The organism is Sphingobium abikonense NBRC 16140 (assembly GCF_001598335.1).
Lineage (GTDB): Bacteria > Pseudomonadota > Alphaproteobacteria > Sphingomonadales > Sphingomonadaceae > Sphingobium > Sphingobium abikonense.
Window position 1 is genome coordinate 126,962 of the sequence record NZ_BCYT01000002.1, and the last position, 17,036, is coordinate 143,997.

Annotated in this window: 15 protein-coding genes and 1 tRNA gene; 6 read left to right on the forward strand and 10 right to left on the reverse strand. The window is 63.4% G+C overall.

The window, feature by feature from the left end:
* The first annotated feature begins 14 nt into the window (after positions 1-14).
* Complete coding sequence (locus SAB01S_RS02615; RefSeq protein WP_083951110.1) at positions 15-587, forward strand: DUF2059 domain-containing protein; 573 nt, start codon at positions 15-17, stop codon at positions 585-587.
* Complete coding sequence (gene gltB / locus SAB01S_RS02620; protein ID WP_062731595.1) at positions 587-5,104, forward strand: glutamate synthase large subunit; 4,518 nt, start codon at positions 587-589, stop codon at positions 5,102-5,104. The genes SAB01S_RS02615 and gltB overlap by 1 nt, the downstream gene beginning before the upstream one ends.
* 26 nt (positions 5,105-5,130) lie before the next feature.
* Here the strand turns inward: gltB and SAB01S_RS02625 are convergent, their stop codons facing one another.
* Positions 5,131-5,715 carry a hypothetical protein gene (locus SAB01S_RS02625; RefSeq protein ID WP_157078253.1) on the reverse strand — a complete coding sequence of 195 codons (585 nt, stop codon included), beginning with the start codon at positions 5,713-5,715 and terminating at the stop codon, positions 5,131-5,133.
* 154 nt (positions 5,716-5,869) lie between these two features.
* Between SAB01S_RS02625 and SAB01S_RS02630 the strand changes: the two genes are divergently transcribed.
* Positions 5,870-5,956: transfer RNA gene (locus SAB01S_RS02630), tRNA-Leu, on the forward strand.
* Positions 5,957-6,016: 60 nt separating this feature from the next.
* Here SAB01S_RS02630 and SAB01S_RS02635 read toward each other — a convergent pair.
* Complete coding sequence (locus tag SAB01S_RS02635; protein ID WP_062731766.1) at positions 6,017-7,234, reverse strand: MBL fold metallo-hydrolase; 1,218 nt, start codon at positions 7,232-7,234, stop codon at positions 6,017-6,019.
* 122 nt (positions 7,235-7,356) lie between these two features.
* Between SAB01S_RS02635 and fumC the strand changes: the two genes are divergently transcribed.
* Both fumC and SAB01S_RS02645 read left to right on the forward strand, forming a co-directional pair.
* Positions 7,357-8,742, forward strand: coding sequence for a class II fumarate hydratase (fumC, locus tag SAB01S_RS02640; RefSeq protein ID WP_062731597.1), 1,386 nt, complete (start codon positions 7,357-7,359; stop codon positions 8,740-8,742).
* 40 nt (positions 8,743-8,782) lie between these two features.
* Positions 8,783-9,124 carry a hypothetical protein gene (locus tag SAB01S_RS02645; protein WP_062731598.1) on the forward strand — a complete coding sequence of 114 codons (342 nt, stop codon included), beginning with the start codon at positions 8,783-8,785 and terminating at the stop codon, positions 9,122-9,124.
* Positions 9,125-9,131: 7 nt separating this feature from the next.
* Here the strand turns inward: SAB01S_RS02645 and SAB01S_RS02650 are convergent, their stop codons facing one another.
* The gene (locus SAB01S_RS02650) at positions 9,132-9,704 is read right to left on the reverse strand and encodes a DUF2585 domain-containing protein (RefSeq protein WP_062731599.1); all 573 of its coding nucleotides are present in this window, start codon (positions 9,702-9,704) and stop codon (positions 9,132-9,134) included.
* 52 nt (positions 9,705-9,756) lie between these two features.
* On the opposite strand from SAB01S_RS02650, the gene gmk reads away from it, so the two are divergent.
* Positions 9,757-10,422: a guanylate kinase gene (gmk, locus tag SAB01S_RS02655; RefSeq protein WP_062731600.1), complete on the forward strand. Its 666-nt coding sequence runs from the start codon at positions 9,757-9,759 to the stop codon at positions 10,420-10,422.
* A 154-nt stretch (positions 10,423-10,576) separates the two neighbouring features.
* Here gmk and SAB01S_RS02660 read toward each other — a convergent pair whose 3' ends face one another.
* The 7 genes from SAB01S_RS02660 to SAB01S_RS02690 form a co-directional block, all read right to left on the reverse strand.
* Complete coding sequence (locus tag SAB01S_RS02660; protein ID WP_062731601.1) at positions 10,577-11,533, reverse strand: Gfo/Idh/MocA family oxidoreductase; 957 nt, start codon at positions 11,531-11,533, stop codon at positions 10,577-10,579.
* Positions 11,534-11,559: 26 nt separating this feature from the next.
* Positions 11,560-12,471, reverse strand: coding sequence for a class III extradiol dioxygenase subunit beta (locus SAB01S_RS02665; RefSeq protein WP_062731602.1), 912 nt, complete (start codon positions 12,469-12,471; stop codon positions 11,560-11,562).
* Between the two features lies 1 nt (position 12,472).
* Positions 12,473-12,883, reverse strand: a complete 411-nt coding sequence (gene ligA / locus SAB01S_RS02670) for a protocatechuate 4,5-dioxygenase subunit alpha (protein ID WP_062731603.1) — start codon at positions 12,881-12,883, stop codon at positions 12,473-12,475.
* Positions 12,880-13,908 carry a Rieske 2Fe-2S domain-containing protein gene (locus SAB01S_RS02675; protein WP_062731604.1) on the reverse strand — a complete coding sequence of 343 codons (1,029 nt, stop codon included), beginning with the start codon at positions 13,906-13,908 and terminating at the stop codon, positions 12,880-12,882. The genes ligA and SAB01S_RS02675 overlap by 4 nt, the downstream gene beginning before the upstream one ends.
* Positions 13,905-14,930: an amidohydrolase family protein gene (locus SAB01S_RS02680; RefSeq protein ID WP_062731605.1), complete on the reverse strand. Its 1,026-nt coding sequence runs from the start codon at positions 14,928-14,930 to the stop codon at positions 13,905-13,907. Before SAB01S_RS02680 ends, SAB01S_RS02675 begins: the two co-directional genes overlap by 4 nt.
* A 3-nt stretch (positions 14,931-14,933) precedes the next feature.
* Positions 14,934-15,791, reverse strand: a complete 858-nt coding sequence (locus SAB01S_RS02685; RefSeq protein WP_062731606.1) for an NAD(P)-dependent oxidoreductase — start codon at positions 15,789-15,791, stop codon at positions 14,934-14,936.
* A gap of 72 nt (positions 15,792-15,863) precedes the next feature.
* On the reverse strand, positions 15,864-17,021 hold the full coding sequence (locus tag SAB01S_RS02690; RefSeq protein ID WP_062731607.1) for a LysR family transcriptional regulator: 1,158 nt from the start codon (positions 17,019-17,021) through the stop codon (positions 15,864-15,866).
* Between the last annotated feature and the right edge of the window lie 15 nt (positions 17,022-17,036).

A 17,036-nucleotide genomic window follows, 5' to 3' on the forward strand; every position in this document is an offset into this window, starting at 1 on the left:
GCGCCCGCCCCATAATGTCCTTAGTTGTGCTGTGGGCCGCTGCTCTCGGCAGCGTGCCATTGGTGACTGCTCAAACAGCGACGACGGCATCCGCTGAGGACCCGAAGGTTTCGGCGGCTTTGAAGCTGCTCGACCTTACCGGCTACGAACAGCAGTTGGATTTCATGTTTCAGACCTTGAATCCTCTGTTTGCTCAAAGCGTCATCGGTATGCTGCAAGCGGATCCTGCCAGTAAAGCGATGGTGGACAGGCTGATTTCTCAAGGAAAAGGAGGGCAGGCGCGGCTGACTGCCATCTTGAGCGAGGAATTCGCCAAATCGGTGAAGCTGCAATATCCCAGCATGAAGGCAAGCGCCGCGCGGGAATATGCCGCGGTTTTCTCGATGGACGAGTTAGAGGCGATGGCCGATTTTTATCGGTCGCCGGCTGGACTGAAAAGCCTGAAAGTTTTGCCCGACTTGCAGCGAAAGATTGGCGCAGCGGGGGAACAGTTTGGACGGGTCGCCGGCGAAGAGGCCGGCCGCAAGGGCTTTCAAAGAGCAATTGAGGAAATGCTGCCGGAGCAGGGCGGAAAGGCGAAATTGTGATGAATGAACGTGAACGTCTCCGCATCGCCGAAGTCGGCATGTATCACCCCGACCTCGAATCCGACGCCTGTGGCGTGGGCCTGGTTGCGGCGACTGATGGCAAGCCGTCGCGGCGCGTGGTGTCGAGCGCGATCGATGCGCTGAAAGCCGTTTGGCATCGCGGCGCGGTGGATGCGGACGGCAAGACCGGCGACGGCGCGGGCATCCATGTCGACCTGCCGGTGCGCTTCTTTGACGATGCGATCGCCGACGGCGGGCACAAGCCGCTGCCCAATCGCCTGGCGGTCGGCATGATCTTCCTGCCGCGCACGGACCTCAGCGCCCAGGAAACCTGCCGCACCATCGTCGAAAGCGAGATCATCGAGGCGGGCTACACCATCTATGGCTGGCGCCAGGTGCCGGTCGACGTGTCGGTCATCGGTGAAAAGGCGCAGCGCACGCGCCCGGAAATCGAGCAGATCATGATCGCCGGGCCAATGCCCGAGGAACGCGATGTCGCCGAGTTCGAAAAGGACCTCTACCTCATCCGCCGCCGGATCGAGCGCAAGGTAATCGCGGCGCAGATCCAGGATTTCTACATCTGCTCCCTGTCCTGCCGGTCGATCATCTACAAGGGGCTGTTCCTGGCGGAATCGCTGTCGGTCTTTTACCCCGACTTGCAGGATGAGCGGTTCGAAAGCCGCGTCGCGATCTTCCACCAGCGCTATTCGACCAACACCTTCCCGCAATGGTGGCTAGCCCAGCCATTCCGCACGCTCGCCCATAATGGCGAGATCAATACGATCCGCGGCAACAAGAACTGGATGAAGAGCCACGAGATCAAGATGGCGAGCCTCGCCTTTGGCGAGCAGTCGGAGGATATCAAGCCGGTCATCCCGGCGGGCGCATCCGACACCGCCGCGCTCGACGCCGTGTTCGAGGCGATCTGCCGCTCAGGCCGCGACGCGCCCACGGCCAAGCTGATGCTGGTTCCCGAAGCCTGGCAGGGCGATAATGCCGAACTGCCCAAGGCGCATGCGGACATGTATGAATATCTCGCCTCCGTCATGGAGCCGTGGGATGGCCCGGCCGCGCTCGCGATGACCGACGGGCGCTGGGTCGTGGCCGGCGTCGATCGCAACGCGCTGCGGCCGCTGCGCTACACGCTGACCGGCGACAATCTGCTGATCGTGGGATCGGAAACCGGCATGGTCGTGGTTCCCGAAACCACCATCGTGCGCAAGGGCCGCATGGGTCCGGGCCAGATGATCGCGGTCGATTTGCAGGAAGGCGAAATCTATGACGATCGCGCGATCAAGGACCAGATTGCCGGCGAGCGGCCCTATGGCGAGCTGATCAAGGACTTTCTGACCGTCGATGATCTGGGCGACGCGCCCAGCGCGCTGCCGGCCTGGGACAAGGCGGAGCTGACCCGGCGGCAGGTCGCGGCCAACCTGACGCTGGAGGATATGGAGCTGATCCTCAGCCCGATGGTCGAGGATGCGAAGGAAGCGATCGGATCGATGGGCGATGATACGCCGCTGGCGGTCATTTCCGACAAGCCCCGCACAATCAGCCATTTCTTCCGCCAGAATTTCAGCCAGGTCACCAATCCGCCGATCGACCCGTTGCGCGAACGGCATGTGATGAGCCTCAAGACGCGCTTTTCCAACCTGCACAATATATTGGAGGAGGGCGCGCAGAACAGCCATGTGCTGGTGCTGGAATCGCCGGTCGTGACCAGCGCGGAATGGGCGCGGCTGAAGGCCAATTTCGGCGCGGCGGTCGCGGAAATCGACTGTACCTTCCCGGCCGAAGGCGGACAGGAACAGCTGCGCGCCGCGATTGCCCGCATCCGGCAGGAGGCCGAGCAGGCGGTGCGCGAAGGGCGGACCGAAATTTTCCTGACCGACGAGCATGTCAGCGAAACCCGTATCGCCATCCAGGGCATATTGGCGGCCGCCGCCGTCCACACCCATCTGGTGCGAAAGGGGCTGCGCAGCTATGCGTCGATCAACGTGCGCTGCGCCGAAGCGATCGACACCCATTATTATGCGGTGCTGATCGGAGTGGGCGCGACCACGGTGAACGCCTATCTGGCCGAAGCGAGCATCGCCGATCGCCATGCACGCGGCCTGTTTGGCGATTTGAGCTTCGACCAGTGCGTCGAACGCTATCGCACCGCGATCAACGAAGGGCTGCTGAAAATCATGTCCAAGATGGGCATTGCGGTCATCAGTTCCTATCGCGGCGGCTATAATTTCGAAGCGGTCGGCCTGTCGCGCGCGCTGGTCAATGATCTGTTCCCTGGCATGCCGGCCAAGATTTCGGGCGAAGGCTATCAGTCGCTGCATTACAGCGCTATGCTACGGCATCAGGCGGCCTATGACGCGGCGGTCGTGCGCCTGCCGGTCGGCGGCTTCTATCGCCAGCGCAATGGCGGCGAAAGCCATGCCTATTCCGCGCAGCTGATGCACCTGCTGCAAACCGCGGTAGGGACCGACAGCTATTCGACCTATTTGCAATTTTCGCGCGGCGTGCGCGATTTGCCGCCGGTCTATCTGCGCGACCTGATGGAGTTCAACTTCGCGCGCGAAGCCGTGCCGATCGACGAGGTGGAAGCCACCACCGAAATCCGCAAGCGCTTCGTGACGCCGGGCATGAGCCTGGGCGCCTTGTCACCCGAAGCGCATGAGACGCTGGCGATCGCGATGAATCGTATCGGCGCCAAGGCGGTGTCGGGCGAGGGCGGCGAGGACGCCAATCGCTTCACCCCTTATGACAATGGCGACAATGCCAATAGCGTCATCAAGCAGATCGCGTCGGGCCGCTTCGGCGTCCATGCCGAATATCTGGGCAGCGCCGAAGAGATTGAGATCAAGGTGGCGCAGGGTGCAAAGCCCGGCGAAGGCGGCCAGCTGCCTGGTTTCAAGGTGACGGAATTCATCGCGAAGCTGCGCCATTCGACGCCCGGCGTGACGCTGATTTCGCCGCCGCCGCATCATGACATCTATTCGATCGAGGATCTGGCGCAGCTCATCTACGACTGCAAGATGATCAACCCGCGCGCGCGGGTCTGCGTCAAGCTGGTGAGCCAGGCGGGCATCGGCACGGTGGCGGCGGGCGTGGCGAAGGCGCATGCCGACGTCATCCTGGTCGCGGGCCATGTCGGCGGCACCGGCGCTTCGCCTCAGACCAGCATCAAATATGCCGGTACGCCCTGGGAAATGGGCTTGTCGGAGGCCAATCAGGTGCTGACGCTGAACGGCCTGAGGCATCGGGTGAAGTTGCGCACCGATGGCGGGCTCAAGACCGGGCGCGACATCGTCATCGCCGCGATCCTGGGCGCGGAGGAGTTCGGCATCGGCACGCTCAGCCTCGTCGCCATGGGCTGCATCATGGTCCGCCAGTGCCATTCGAACACTTGCCCCGTGGGCGTGTGCGTGCAGGATGAAAAGCTGCGCCAGAAATTCACCGGCACGCCGGAAAAGGTCATCAACCTCATGACCTTCATCGCCGAGGAAGTGCGTGAAATCCTCGCGCGGCTGGGCTTCCGCAGCCTGGACGAGGTGATCGGGCGCACCGAATTGCTCAAGCAGGTCAATCGCGGGGCGGAGCATCTCGACGATCTCGATCTCAACCCGATCCTGGCCAAGGTCGATGCGCCCGACGAGCAGCGCCGCTTCTCGCTTGACGCCTGGCGCAACGAAGTGCCCGACAGCCTCGACGCGCAGATGATGAAGGATGCGCGCGCCGTGTTCGAACGCGGCGAAAAAATGCAGCTGACATACACGGTGCGTAACACGCATCGCGCGGTCGGCACCCGTCTGTCTGCCCGCATCACCGAGAAGTTCGGCATGTCGGCGCTGGCCGACGGGCATCTGACCGTCCGGCTGCGCGGCAGCGCCGGCCAGTCGCTGGGCGCCTTCCTGTGCAAGGGCATTACGCTCGAAGTGTTCGGCGACGCCAACGACTATGTCGGCAAGGGGCTGTCGGGCGGCATCATCAAGGTGCGCACGACCGTATCCTCGCCGCTATCGTCCAAGGACAACACCATCATCGGCAATACCGTCCTCTACGGCGCGACCAGCGGCAAGCTGTTCGCGGCGGGGCAGGCGGGCGAGCGTTTTGCCGTCCGCAATTCGGGCGCACAGGTCGTGGTCGAAGGCTGCGGCGCCAATGGGTGCGAATATATGACCGGCGGCACGGCCGTGATCCTGGGGGAGACCGGCGCCAATTTCGGGGCCGGCATGACGGGCGGCATGGCGTTCATCCTGGACGAAGATGGCCGCTTCCCCTCGCGCGCCAATCCCGAAAGCATCATCTGGCAGCGGTTGGAAAGCGCCCATTGGGAAGCGCAGTTGAAGGCGCTGATCGCCGAACATGCGGTGGCGACGGACAGCCGCTGGTCCAATACCATATTGGATGATTGGGACCGGTGGCGGCGTTATTTCTGGCAGGTCTGCCCCAAGGAAATGGTGAACCGCCTGACGCATCCGCTGAGCGACGCACCGGCGCAAACGGTGGCAGCCGAATGATCGGCTGACCGCTTGGCGGCAGGGGATCAATAGGCGCTGGCGGACTGGGTCCTGACGGGCTGGACCACGGCAGATCGCGGTGAAGCGGCCGATGTTGCCGCGTCGCCCATCGCGACGCGCAGAGCGGGATGTGCCAGGCGCTGCGCTACTGGCGGTTCGGTGCGTTCAGCGGCTGACGGACTGTCGGCGAAGCGCACGACATTGGGCGGCAGCTGATGGATGGTCGGGATCGGGGCCGTGTTCATCGCAGTTCCGTCATCCGTGCTGTCTTGCGCGTGCATGGCATAGTCCGCCGCGTCATAATCCTGCGCCATATAATCCCGCACGACCGGATCGCTGCTGTCGCCATCGACCATGGCATAGCTGTCATAGCCCGCCATGTCGGCGGCATAGCGGCGATCCGCCAGCGTCGGGCCACAGCCAGTGCAGTGGATGACTTGGGGGCCAGCATCGGGCATCGCGACCGGGGCGGCGGAGAAATCGGTGCTGATCGGCTCTTCGTCCGGCTGGTCCAGCGGTGATCGCTGGGGGCTGATGGCGTAGCTTCCCAACGTCAGGCCCATCGCCGCAGCAGCGGCCACCGTGCCGCAAGACAGCATCCATAATCGCATGTCGTCCGCTCCCTTCCGCCCTGCCGGCGGATCCATCCTCGTTTCCCACGACAAAGCTAACGCAGACGCACATCACTTGTTGCATGGCCCAAAAGCCTTTGCTAAGGGCCGCCTCCTACCAAGGCACCGGCCCCGCCGGTTTCCCTGTTGATGTGCGGTCGTGGCGGAATTGGTAGACGCGCAACGTTGAGGTCGTTGTGGCCGAAAGGCCGTGGAAGTTCGAGTCTTCTCGACCGCACCATTATTTCTCTCAGCATCGCTATGCCGGACAGGCGACCGCGCATGATGCGCGGCCGCGTCGCTATTCCAGCGCCCGGATCGCGCGTTCGTCGCAGCGGCGGGGAACGGATGGCACCGGGCTGATCGTCTGGATGGGACGGGCCTGGCCGATGCGCAGCGGCGCGAAGCGGTCGGCGGGGATGCCCGCGCAGCCCAGCGCCAGTTGCAGCATCCGGGGCGGCGTGTTCCACCCTTCATAGGACAGCCGGAACGTGCCCCAGTGAATCGGAATGGCGGTTGATGCGCCCAGCCGTTTGAACACCTCCACCGCCTGGAGCGGGCCGATATGCGCGTCGGACTGCATCTGCCCCTTCCAGAAGCGGAAGGCGCCGATCGGGATGAGCGCCAGTCGGATCGGACCATAGCGGCGCGCCTCGATGGGCCAGCCCATGTCGCCCGCGCCTGTGTCGCCGGCAAAGAAGATGTTGCCGGCCCGCGTCTCGATCACGAAGCTCGACCACAGCGCCCGGTTGCGATCGCTGCCCCAGCGGCTGCCCCAATGATGGTTGCGCGTCACATGGATGCGATAGTCGGGGCAATGTTCGTAATTGCCGCACTGGATCACCGCCTGGGGCGCAAGACCATTGAGCGCCGCGCCGCTGACCGACTGGCCCCAATCGAGCGCGGTCGCCGGGATGCCCTGATCTTTCAGGATCGTATCGTTGCCCAGGCTGGTGACGATCCTGGGTCGGTCGCGCGCCCAGAGCCGTTTGAGCGTCGGCAGATCCATATGATCATAATGATTGTGGCTGATCAGGACGAGATCGATCTTGGGCAGGTCGTCGAAGCGAATGCCCGGCTGCGCCACACGCCTGGGGCCAAGCGGCGGGAAGGGGCTGGCATAGTTGGACCAGATGGGGTCGGTCAGGATGTTGAGGCCCGCCGCCTGCACAAGCACCGTCGCATGGCCGACCCAGGTCGCGGTCATGCCGCGCGGCGCGGCGAAGGGCGCGGGGCGGGATGGCTTGACCGCCACCGCTTCCGGCCAGGCCGGGCGATCATCGTCGCCCAGCAAAGTGCGGGTGATGAAGGTCGATCGACTGACGCCCGGCGGGGCAGGGGTGTCTATTTCTCCATCGGGATTGAAGAAATGCGCGCCGTCATAATGGCGGCTGACCGGTCCGTCATAATAGATGCGGTCCAGAAAGGGCGGCAGGATCGTGATCGCCAGGCACAGCGCGATGACGAGGAACAGCAGCGCGATGCCCGCGCCCCGGATGATGGTGACAAGCCGACCCATATATGCTCCCGCGCTGGTGACGGCCCCGTGCATAGCGCAGCGGTCAAAGCGGGCAAGGGTTGGAATCCCGCCGCGTGTCGCTACATATTTTGCGATCTGTTCTCAATTGGGAGTCCCGCTGTATGGCCGATACGCGTACCGAAACCGACAGCATCGGGGCGATCGAAGTCCCCGCCACCGCCTATTGGGGCGCGCAGACCCAGCGCAGCATCGAAAATTTCCCCTTTGGCGCGACCGAGCGCATGCCGATCGGTATCGTCCACGCGCAGGCGGTCGTGAAGCAGGCGGCGGCGCGGGTGAATGCGAAACATGGGCTGGACCCGAAGATCGTCCAAGGCATCGAGGACGCCGCGCAGGCCATCATATCGGGCGCGCTCGACGATCAGTTCCCGCTCGTCATCTGGCAGACGGGCAGCGGCACCCAGACCAATATGAACGTCAATGAAGTGATCGCGGGCTATGCCAATGAAAAGCTGGCCGGGACGCGCGGGGGCAAGAGCCCGGTGCACCCCAATGATCACGTCAATATGAGCCAGTCGTCCAACGACAGTTTCCCGACCGCGCTGCATGTCGCCACCGTGCTGGCGACGCGCGACTGGCTGATCCCGGCGCTGGAAAAGCTGACTGCGGCGCTCACGGCCAAGGCCAGGGCGTGGAGCCACATCGTCAAGATCGGCCGCACCCATACGCAGGATGCGACACCGCTGACGCTGGGGCAGGAATTTTCCGGCTATGCCGCGCAGCTGATCAGCAGCAAGGCGCAGATCGAAGGCGCGCTCAATGGCAATATCCGCAAGCTGGCGATTGGCGGGACGGCAGTCGGCACCGGCCTTAACGCGCCCGAAGGCTGGGCGGATGACATGGTCGCGGCGATCAGCGACATTGCCGGAACGCCGTTTGAAGCGGCCCCCAATAAGTTCGAACAGCTTGCCGCCAAGGACGGGCTTGTCTTCTATTCCGGCGCGCTCAACACGCTGGCGGTGGCGCTGACGAAGATCGCGAACGACATCCGCTTCCTGGGATCAGGACCGCGATCGGGCCTGGGCGAGCTGGACCTGCCGGCCAATGAACCGGGCAGTTCGATCATGCCGGGCAAGGTCAATCCGACCCAGTGCGAATCACTGACCATGGTGGCGGCACAGGTGATCGGCAATCATCAGGCGGTGACAGTCGGCGGCATGCAGGGGCATTTCGAACTCAATGTGTTCATGCCCCTGATCGGCGCCAATGTGCTGCGCTCCATTCATTTGCTGAGCGTCGGCATGGAAAGTTTTGCCGAACGCTGTGTCGATGGGCTGAAGGCGAATGAAGAACGGATCGCCGATCTGGTCGACCGGTCGCTGATGCTGGTGACGGCGCTCGCGCCCGAAATCGGCTATGACAATGCCGCCGCCATTGCCAAACATGCGCACAAGAGCGGGCAGACGCTGCGCGAGGCGGGGCTGGAATTGGGGCTGGTGGAAGGCCCGACCTTCGACCGGCTGGTGCGGCCGGAAAATATGGTCTGATGCTGGCGGAACCAGTCGGCGCGCGATACATTGACCGTTCATGAAGAGGAAATCTGCGCCCCCCGCCCTTGTCCCCCCCAAATCGCACAAGAAGCGAGGGATATTGCGCAAGGCCGCCCGCCTCGGCGCCACGTTGGTCGCGGCGCGCGTCGCAGCGGACACGGGCAAGAAGGGCGTGATCGGCCTGCTCGCCGGCGCAGGGGCAAAACGATTGATCTTGCGCTATCCCGCCGGCGCGATGTTCGTGACGGGCGCCTATATGGCTGGCAAGCTGTTCGAGGCGAAGCGCGCGGCCGACGCGAAGAAGGCGCAGAAATTGCTGCCCGACCGCACCGGCGAGGCCATCCCGATCGAAAGCGCGCGCAAGACGAGCCAGCGCTGACTTCTGTCTAAATCGCGGCCTGCCAGTCGCGAATGGCCTCGACCGGCCAGGTCAGCATCAGGATGTTGAGCGTCAGATTGTCGCGAATGACGGCAAGCGCCAATAGTTCCAGCCCGATCGCCAGCGACACCGTCAGCCACAGCGGTGCGCGCGCCGCGAAGACAAAGCCCAGCGCCATCATCGCAATATCGCTCATCGAATTGACGATGGAATCGCCCGAATAGCCAAGCGCGATCGTCGCGGTGCGATAGCGGTCGATGATGACGGGCGAATTTTCCAATATCTCCCACGCCGCCTCGATCCCCACCGCGAGGGCAAGGCGCATGCCGAGGGGTTGCCGCCGCAGCAACCAGCGCGTCAGCGCATAGAATAGGAAGCCATGGATGACGTGGCTGAGACTGTACCAGTCAGCGATATGCTGGCTGTTCCCGCTGTCGAGCGCGCCATGCCACAATTCCACCCTGCCGCAGGTGCAAAGGAGCGGCCGGTGCATCAGGAAGAGCAGCCCGAACGCCATGGCCGCTATCAGGACTGCCAGCAGGAAACCGCGCCTGTTCCGCCGCTTATGCGATGTCGCCACTCCGCCTGTCCCCGCCTCTTGCAAAAATGCGCCTTTCCGGCCACTAGCGGCCATGGCCGACACCATCCCAGCAGATATTCCCGATTTCAAGCGCCGCGGCGTGCTGTTCGTCCTGTCATCGCCCTCCGGCGCGGGCAAGTCGACGATCGCGCGCAAATTGCTGGCGGCCGAGCCGGACCTGTCCATGTCCGTGTCGGCGACCACCCGCCCGATGCGGCCGGGCGAAGTCGACGGCAAGGATTATCATTTCGTCGACCTCGAAGATTTCCGGCGCATGGCGAATGACCATGAGTTTCTGGAATGGGCGCATGTCTTCGGCCAGCGCTACGGCACGCCGCGCGCGCCTGTGGAAGCGATGCTGAAATCGGGCAAGGATGTATTGTTCGACATTGACTGGCAGGGCGCGCAGCAATTGCATCAGATTGCCGGCGGCGATGTCGTGCGCATCTTCATCCTGCCGCCATCGATGGAGGAACTGGAACGCCGGCTGCGCGGGCGCGCCACCGACAGCAATGAGGTGATCGAAGGCCGCATGGCGCGCGCCGCGGGCGAGATCGCGCATTGGGACGGCTATGACTATGTGCTGTGCAATGTCGATGCGGAGGATTGTTTCCGCCGCGTCCAGACCATCCTGCATGCCGAACGGATGAAGCGCAGCCGCCAGACCGGTCTGATCGGCTTCATCCGCAAGCTCAGCCGCTATCATCAGGACGACTGAGCAGCTGGCTGTATCGGCAGCCATGAGGACCGCCGATTCTGCTCCGAAATTGACCCGATAGGCCGATCAGCCACGTCTTGTCCGCAATGCTGACCGGCCTGACGTGACGCGGCTTAGCGGATCATCCTCGTCCGGGCGTTATTGCTGTGGTGCATCAGGACCATCCGTCCTGCGCTTCCAGGCTCGCTGCCAGTTCACCGATCACGCGGTAGCAATCGATCACATTGCCCAAGGAGGAATTTGGTTCGCGGCCTTCGCGGATTGCGACGATGAATTCCCGGTCCTGCAACTCTATCCCATTGCTGGATACCGCCACGCCGCTGAGGTCGACCGGCTCCTCCTTGCCCGTCACCAGATCATCATAGCGCGCGATATAGGTGCCATTGTCGCAGATATAGCGGAAGAAAGTGCCAAGCGGCCCGTCATTGTTGAAGGAGAGCGACAGGGTGCAAATCGCGCCCGTTTCCGCCTTCAACTGGATGGACATGTCCATCGCGATGCCCAGTTCGGGATGCTTTGGACCTTGCAGGACGTTGGCGGCGACGATCTTGCCCGACTGATAGGCGAACAGGTCAATCGTGTGCGCGGCATGATGCCACAGCAGATGGTCCGTCCAGGACCGGGGCTGCCCCTTGGCATTGATATTCTTGCGCCGGAAAAAATAGGTCTGCACATCCAGTTGCTGCAACGCCAGGTCGCCCGCGACGATCTTGTCATGGACATATTGGTGCGATGGATTGAACCGCCGCGTATGCCCGACCATGCAGACAAGGCCGGTTTCCTTTTGCTTGGCGACCACGGCCTGCGCGTCCGCCCAATTGTCGGACAGCGGAATCTCTACCTGGACATGCTTGCCCGCGTCCATGCAAGCGATGGCCTGTTCCGCATGCATTTGCGTGGGGGTGCACAGGATAACAGCGTCGACATCGGGCATGGCCAGCGCTTCGGCCAGCTCGGTGCCCGAATGTGGCGCGCCATATTTCTGGGCGACGGTCGCGGCCTGCTCGGCCGATCGGCTGATCACCGATGCAATGTCAACACCATCTATATTCTTGAGGCCATCAAGATGTTTTTCGCCGAACGCGCCGGCGCCGACCAGGGCAATGCGCATGAAAGTCTCCTTGAAATAAATTGAGGTCAGATGGCGGCTTGCGCGGCTGCATCATTGCCTTCGATCGTGGCGCTGGGCGGCACCCTGTCGTCGACCGGCTCCAGCACGATATGCCCGATCGCGGTGTTGGAGCAGGGCACATGATAATGGCGGTGCAGGGCCTTCGTCTCGCGACCCAGCGCGCCGCGCATGATCAGCCACATCACCATCTCGATACCTTCAGAGCCGGTTTCGCGCAGATATTCGATGTGCGGGATGGACCTCAACTTCTGCGAGGCGCCCACCAGGCCGTCCAGAAACATATTGTCCCATTCGGCATTGATCAGCCCGGCGCGGGGGCCTTGCAACTGATGGCTCATGCCCCCGGTGCCCCAGATATGGACGTTCAGATCCTCCCCATCGAAGGATTTAACGGCCCGCGCGATCGCCTCGCCCAGCGCCCAGCAGCGATTGCCCGATGGCGGGGGATAGGTGACGACATTCACCGCCAGCGGAATGACCTTGGCCGGCCAGGCTTCGGGCGCGCCATACATCATCGTCAACGGCACGGTCAGGCCATGATCGACATCCATTTCGTTGATGATCGTCATGTCGAATTCGTCGAGGATCAGGCTCTGGGCGATGTGCCAGGCCAGGTCGGGATGGCCCTCGACATCCGGGACGCGGCGCGGCCCCCAGCCTTCGTCGGCCGGTTTGTACCGCTCGCCGCAGCCGATCGCAAAGGTGGGGATGATTTTCATGTCGAAGGCGCTGGCATGATCATTATAGACCAGGATCACGACGTCAGGCTTGTTTTCCGACTGCGCGATCCACGCGCGCGTCCAGTCATAGCCTTCGAAAATCGGGCCGAAATAGGCGTCGCGGTCCTTGCCGGTGTCGGCCGCCACCCCCAGCAGGGGCACATGGCTGGAGGCGATGCCTGCGGTGATGCGCGCCATGTCAATATTTCCCCTTGATCGATCGCATGCCTTCGGGCGAACGGCCGCCGGCATCCATCATCGCCTTGTAATCCTCCACGCTCATCCCGGTCATCGTCGACACGGCCTGCACGAAACTCAGGCCATCGGTCGAAAACAGCTTCGAGAGGAAGTAGATATTGCCGCCCAGGTCGAGCAGGCGGTTATAGTCGCGCGCCAGCACGGCATCGCGCTGCTCCGGGGTAAGCGGCCATTCGTTGAGATAGGCGCGCTCGTCCGCCAGCCAGCGGGCGCGGTTTTCCGCTTTCATCAGGCTCATCGCGAACTGATTGAGGTGATAACCCTGCCGGGCGCGCGCGGCGGTATAGACCCGCGTGCCGGGTATATCGTCGAACGCGCCCAGATAGGCGTGGATGTCACGAGGATCTGTCATGCCTGCTCTCTTGCCCGGATCTGGCGGGCGATGATCTGGCGCGCGCGCACGCCCCCTTCGTCGATGCGATAGGCGTTCAGCTTCATCCCCGGATTGGCCAGGATGGCGGCCTGCTGCGCTTCAAGGATCACGCGATCCTCGGCAAATACACCGCCCTGCTGCGCCTTGAACCGAGCCGTAAAGCCGGCGTCGTCCACATCGAAATTGCGTGCCATGCCCCAGAAATAATGGTGGCTGGTTTCGGTTTCGGGGGTCATGAAATCGACCACGATGCCCCGCACCCCCTGGTCGTGCTGCTCGATCGTCGCGCCTGCGCCCACCGGCGCGACGCCGACGTCGATCATCACGGCGGATGGAAGGACGAACTGGCAAACCTGCCAGCGATCGACCTGGCCAGGCTTTTTCAGCGCGCCGCGCCAGAAAGGCGGCGCGTCGATGTCGGGCATCCAGCGCTCAAGATAGACGCTGTCCCCATCTGTGCGGCAATGCAGCGGTGCTTCCAATATCTCATGCTGGCCGATGGAGCTGGCATGGACGTAGGTTTCATGGGTGAGGTCCATGAGATTATCGATCATCAGCCGATAATCGCAGGCTACCGGGTAGTAGCCGCCATCAAACACCCAGCCATCGGCGCTGCATGGCCACAGGTCGGGAATGAGCGCTTCGTCGGCCTTGCTCTTGTCGCCGATCCAGACCCAGACGAAACGGTGCCGCTCGGCGACGACGAAGGTTTCGGCGCAGACGCGGCGGTTCACCGCTTCCGACTTGAGCGGCATTTCCTCGGCGACGCCATCCGCGCCCAGCTTGAGGCCGTGATATTTGCAGCGGATGGAATCGCCTTCGCGAATCCCCATCGACAGCGGCAACAGGCGATGGGGGCAGGCGTCGCGCATCGCCACCACCGACCGGTCGAGCCGGCGATAGAACATCATCGGCACGCCGCAGATAGTGCGCGCCATCGGCGCGGAGTCGATTTCGGCGTCCCAGCCCGCGACATACCATGCATCGGTGATCCAGCTGGTCATAGTCCCCGCGCCTTGAGTTGGACATCCAGCCTGGGGAACACCGTGCGCGTATTGCCTTCGAAGATCGCATGGCGTTGCGCGTCGCTGATCGCCAGGGCATCGATATAGCGTTTGGTGTCATCGAAATAATGGCCGGTCTGCGGATCGATTCCCCGCACCGCGCCGACCATTTCGGACCCGAACAGGATATTCTTGGTCGCGATCACATCGGCCAGAAGGTCGATGCCCGGCTGGTGGTAGACGCAGGTGTCGAAGAACACATTGTTCATGATATAGTCGTCGAGGCTTGGCTTCTTGAGCATGTCGGCCAGCCCGCGGTAGCGACCCCAATGATAGGGCACCGCGCCGCCGCCATGCGGGATGATGAAGCGCAGCTTCGGAAATTGTGCGAACAGATCGCCCTGCATCAACTGCATGAAGGCGATGGTGTCGGCCGCGATGTAGAAGCCGCCGGTGGCGTGCATGGCCGGGTTGCATGAACCCGACACATGGATCATCGCGGGCACGTGCAGTTCGCACATGACCTCATAGAGCGGGAACCAATAGTCGTCGGTCAGCGGCGGATGCTGGAAATGGCCGCCGCCCGGATCGGGATTGAGGTTGCAGCCGATGAAGCCCAGTTCCTCGACGCAGCGACGCAGTTCCGTGATGGAGGCAGTCAGGTCCGCCTGCGGCGACTGCGGCAGCATGCACACGCCCACAAATGTCTCGGGGAACATTTCGACCACGCGGGCGATCAGATTATTGCAGTGATAGGCCCATTGGGCCGAGATCGCCTGATCGCCCACATGATGCGCCATGGCCGAAGCGCGGGGCGAAAATATCGTAAGGTCCGCGCCGCGTTCCTTGATCAGCTTGAGTTGGTTCTGCTCGATCGTCTCGCGTATCTCCGCGTCCGAAATATCGGGATAGGGGGGGATCGGCTCGCCGGCCTTGAACGCGGCGATCTGCGCTTCACGCCAGGCGTCATGCGCCTTGGGCAGGACAGTGTAGTGACCGTGGCAGTCGATGACGAGCGACATGGCTCAATGCTCTCCCTTATATCTGGCGCTGACGGCCGAAATCTTGGCGGCGTACCCTTCGGGCGGATCGCCGATCGCCAGATCGCCCAGCATCTTCTGGCGCATGACGGTGCCGTCCGTCATCAGCGGTTCGATGCCCAGATCGCGCAGCATCCGCGCAGCCTCTGCCATCTCGGCGGCGCGGCGGCGTCCGTGGACGAGCATACGGTCCAGATTATAATCGGCCCGGTCCGGCCAGGATGTGCGCCGTTCACTGGCGTCGAGCGACGCAAGCACCGCGTCCGCGACGCCCTCGGCCTGCGCTGCAAGCATCATTTCGGCGGTCAGTGCTTCGATGCCCTTGACCATGACGGATCGGACCAGCTTGATCGCGGACGCCCTGCCGATGGCATCGCCCACCATCGTGCATGCGCCAAAGCCGGCCTCGCTCAGCAGGCTGTGCGCCATGGCCGCGTCTGGACCCGACAGGGTCAGGGGAACTGCCATATGCGCCGGGCTGACCGGGGCCATGACGGCGACGTCGACATAGCGCTTTCCCGCCTCAGCGAAAGCGCGCGCTGCCTGTCGCTTTGTGCCGGGCGCAACCGAATTCATGTCGCAGAACAATGTGTCTGACGAAAGGATGCCGGCGCATTCCAGCGCTACCGCCAGGGCCTGGTCGGCGGTGACGAGAGACAGAACCAGCGACGCGCCGGAAATGGCCTGGGCGGCGCTGTCGCATGGCCGCACGCCCAATGGCTCCATGACGGACCGGCGCGACGCGGCAATGTCGAAAGCGGCAGCCCGCGACCCCCAGCCTGCGGTGCGCGCGAAGGTTGACCCGGCCTCGCCGAAGCCGATCAGGGCGATGGTGCCATTCATGCGCTTCTGGTGCAGGGCCGATCCCGGCGAGGCAAATCGGAACTGGCAAGTGATTATAAGGTCATGCTAAGTCTATTCCGCGCCACAAGCGCCGGCGGCCGCTTCCAGATCGGCGAAGAATTCGGACTGGACCTGCGTGGGCAGGAGCGATGCGCGGGTCGTCATGCCTATGGAGCGGGCGAACTGGTCGGGCAGAGGCGCAAGGGACCGCAGCCATCCCGCTTCAACCTCGACCGCCACCTGATCGGGCGACAATAAGGTGATGAAGTCCGTTCCCATGAGCACCTGCCGGATCATCATCACGGATCCGGATTCGACCGGAACCGCCGGCAATGGCAGTCCGGACTCGGAGAAATATCCTTCGAAACCGTCACGCAAAGGCGTTCCGCGCGGGGCGAGGGTGAAGGGGAACCGCGCCAGTTCCGCCGCGGTCGGCGCCTGGCCCGCAAGGGGGTGGTCGTAGCGCGCATAAAAGGCCGGCACGTCAGCGAATAATGGCCGCTGGACCAGATCGGCTTCGGCCAGCGGCATGCGCAGCGCCCCCACCATGACGTCGATGACGCCGCTGCGCAAAGGTTCGACCAGTTCGGCGCGCGATCCTTCGACGATGGTGAGCCGCACCTGAGGCCTGCGCGCAAGAAAGCAGGCGACCGCCGCAGGGAGGATGCGCGCCCGCGAAAGCGGCATGGCACCGATGGCGATCCGGCGTGTTTCATGACCCCGCAGGGCCATAACCTCGGAAAGACCCGCTTCCAGTTCCACCTGCGCCAGCCGGAATTCCCGCGCCAGTTGCCTGCCCGCCTCATTAGTCATCGCGAACTTGCCCCGCCGGGTGACAAGGGTGCGCCGCAGCGCCAGCGACAGGTCGCTGATGGCGCGATGGATTGACGGCGCCGCCAAGCCCGTCAGCGCGCTTGCACTCGTGTAACTGCCGGTTTCCGCCACCGCCAGCATCGCGCGCATCCGCGACATGGTGACATGCGGGCTGTTGATGTGGGTCAGCGCCGCTGCGATCCGGGGGCTGAGAATATGTCCTGCGGCCGTGGGAATCATGCCGTCATGCCGCCGCTCGAACAGCGGCACGCCCAATAGGTCCTCCAGCCGGCCCAACCCTTGCGTTATCGCGGGCTGGCTCAAATTCACCGCGCGAGCAGCGCCGCTGACCGTGCCCAGATGGGCGATCCGTTCGATAGCATGCAAGTGGCGGAGGTTGAGGCTCCATATGTCCATGGCCACACTCTTAGC

Excerpts from the sequence above, each read along its gene's own strand:
- gmk (WP_062731600.1), top strand. The coding sequence starts at position 9,757 with ATGGCCGACACCATCCCAGCAGATATTCCCGATTTCAAGCGCCGCGGC.
- SAB01S_RS02665 (WP_062731602.1), bottom strand. The coding sequence starts at position 12,471 with ATGGCGCGCATCACCGCAGGCATCGCCTCCAGCCATGTGCCCCTGCTG.
- ligA (WP_062731603.1), bottom strand. The coding sequence starts at position 12,883 with ATGACAGATCCTCGTGACATCCACGCCTATCTGGGCGCGTTCGACGAT.
- SAB01S_RS02645 (WP_062731598.1), top strand. The coding sequence starts at position 8,783 with ATGAAGAGGAAATCTGCGCCCCCCGCCCTTGTCCCCCCCAAATCGCAC.
- SAB01S_RS02685 (WP_062731606.1), bottom strand. The coding sequence starts at position 15,791 with ATGAATGGCACCATCGCCCTGATCGGCTTCGGCGAGGCCGGGTCAACC.
- SAB01S_RS02675 (WP_062731604.1), bottom strand. The coding sequence starts at position 13,908 with ATGACCAGCTGGATCACCGATGCATGGTATGTCGCGGGCTGGGACGCC.
- SAB01S_RS02690 (WP_062731607.1), bottom strand. The coding sequence starts at position 17,021 with ATGGACATATGGAGCCTCAACCTCCGCCACTTGCATGCTATCGAACGG.
- SAB01S_RS02625 (WP_157078253.1), bottom strand. The coding sequence starts at position 5,715 with ATGCGATTATGGATGCTGTCTTGCGGCACGGTGGCCGCTGCTGCGGCG.
- fumC (WP_062731597.1), top strand. The coding sequence starts at position 7,357 with ATGGCCGATACGCGTACCGAAACCGACAGCATCGGGGCGATCGAAGTC.
- SAB01S_RS02635 (WP_062731766.1), bottom strand. The coding sequence starts at position 7,234 with ATGGGTCGGCTTGTCACCATCATCCGGGGCGCGGGCATCGCGCTGCTG.
- SAB01S_RS02680 (WP_062731605.1), bottom strand. The coding sequence starts at position 14,930 with ATGTCGCTCGTCATCGACTGCCACGGTCACTACACTGTCCTGCCCAAG.
- SAB01S_RS02660 (WP_062731601.1), bottom strand. The coding sequence starts at position 11,533 with ATGCGCATTGCCCTGGTCGGCGCCGGCGCGTTCGGCGAAAAACATCTT.
- gltB (WP_062731595.1), top strand. The coding sequence starts at position 587 with ATGAATGAACGTGAACGTCTCCGCATCGCCGAAGTCGGCATGTATCAC.
- SAB01S_RS02615 (WP_083951110.1), top strand. The coding sequence starts at position 15 with ATGTCCTTAGTTGTGCTGTGGGCCGCTGCTCTCGGCAGCGTGCCATTG.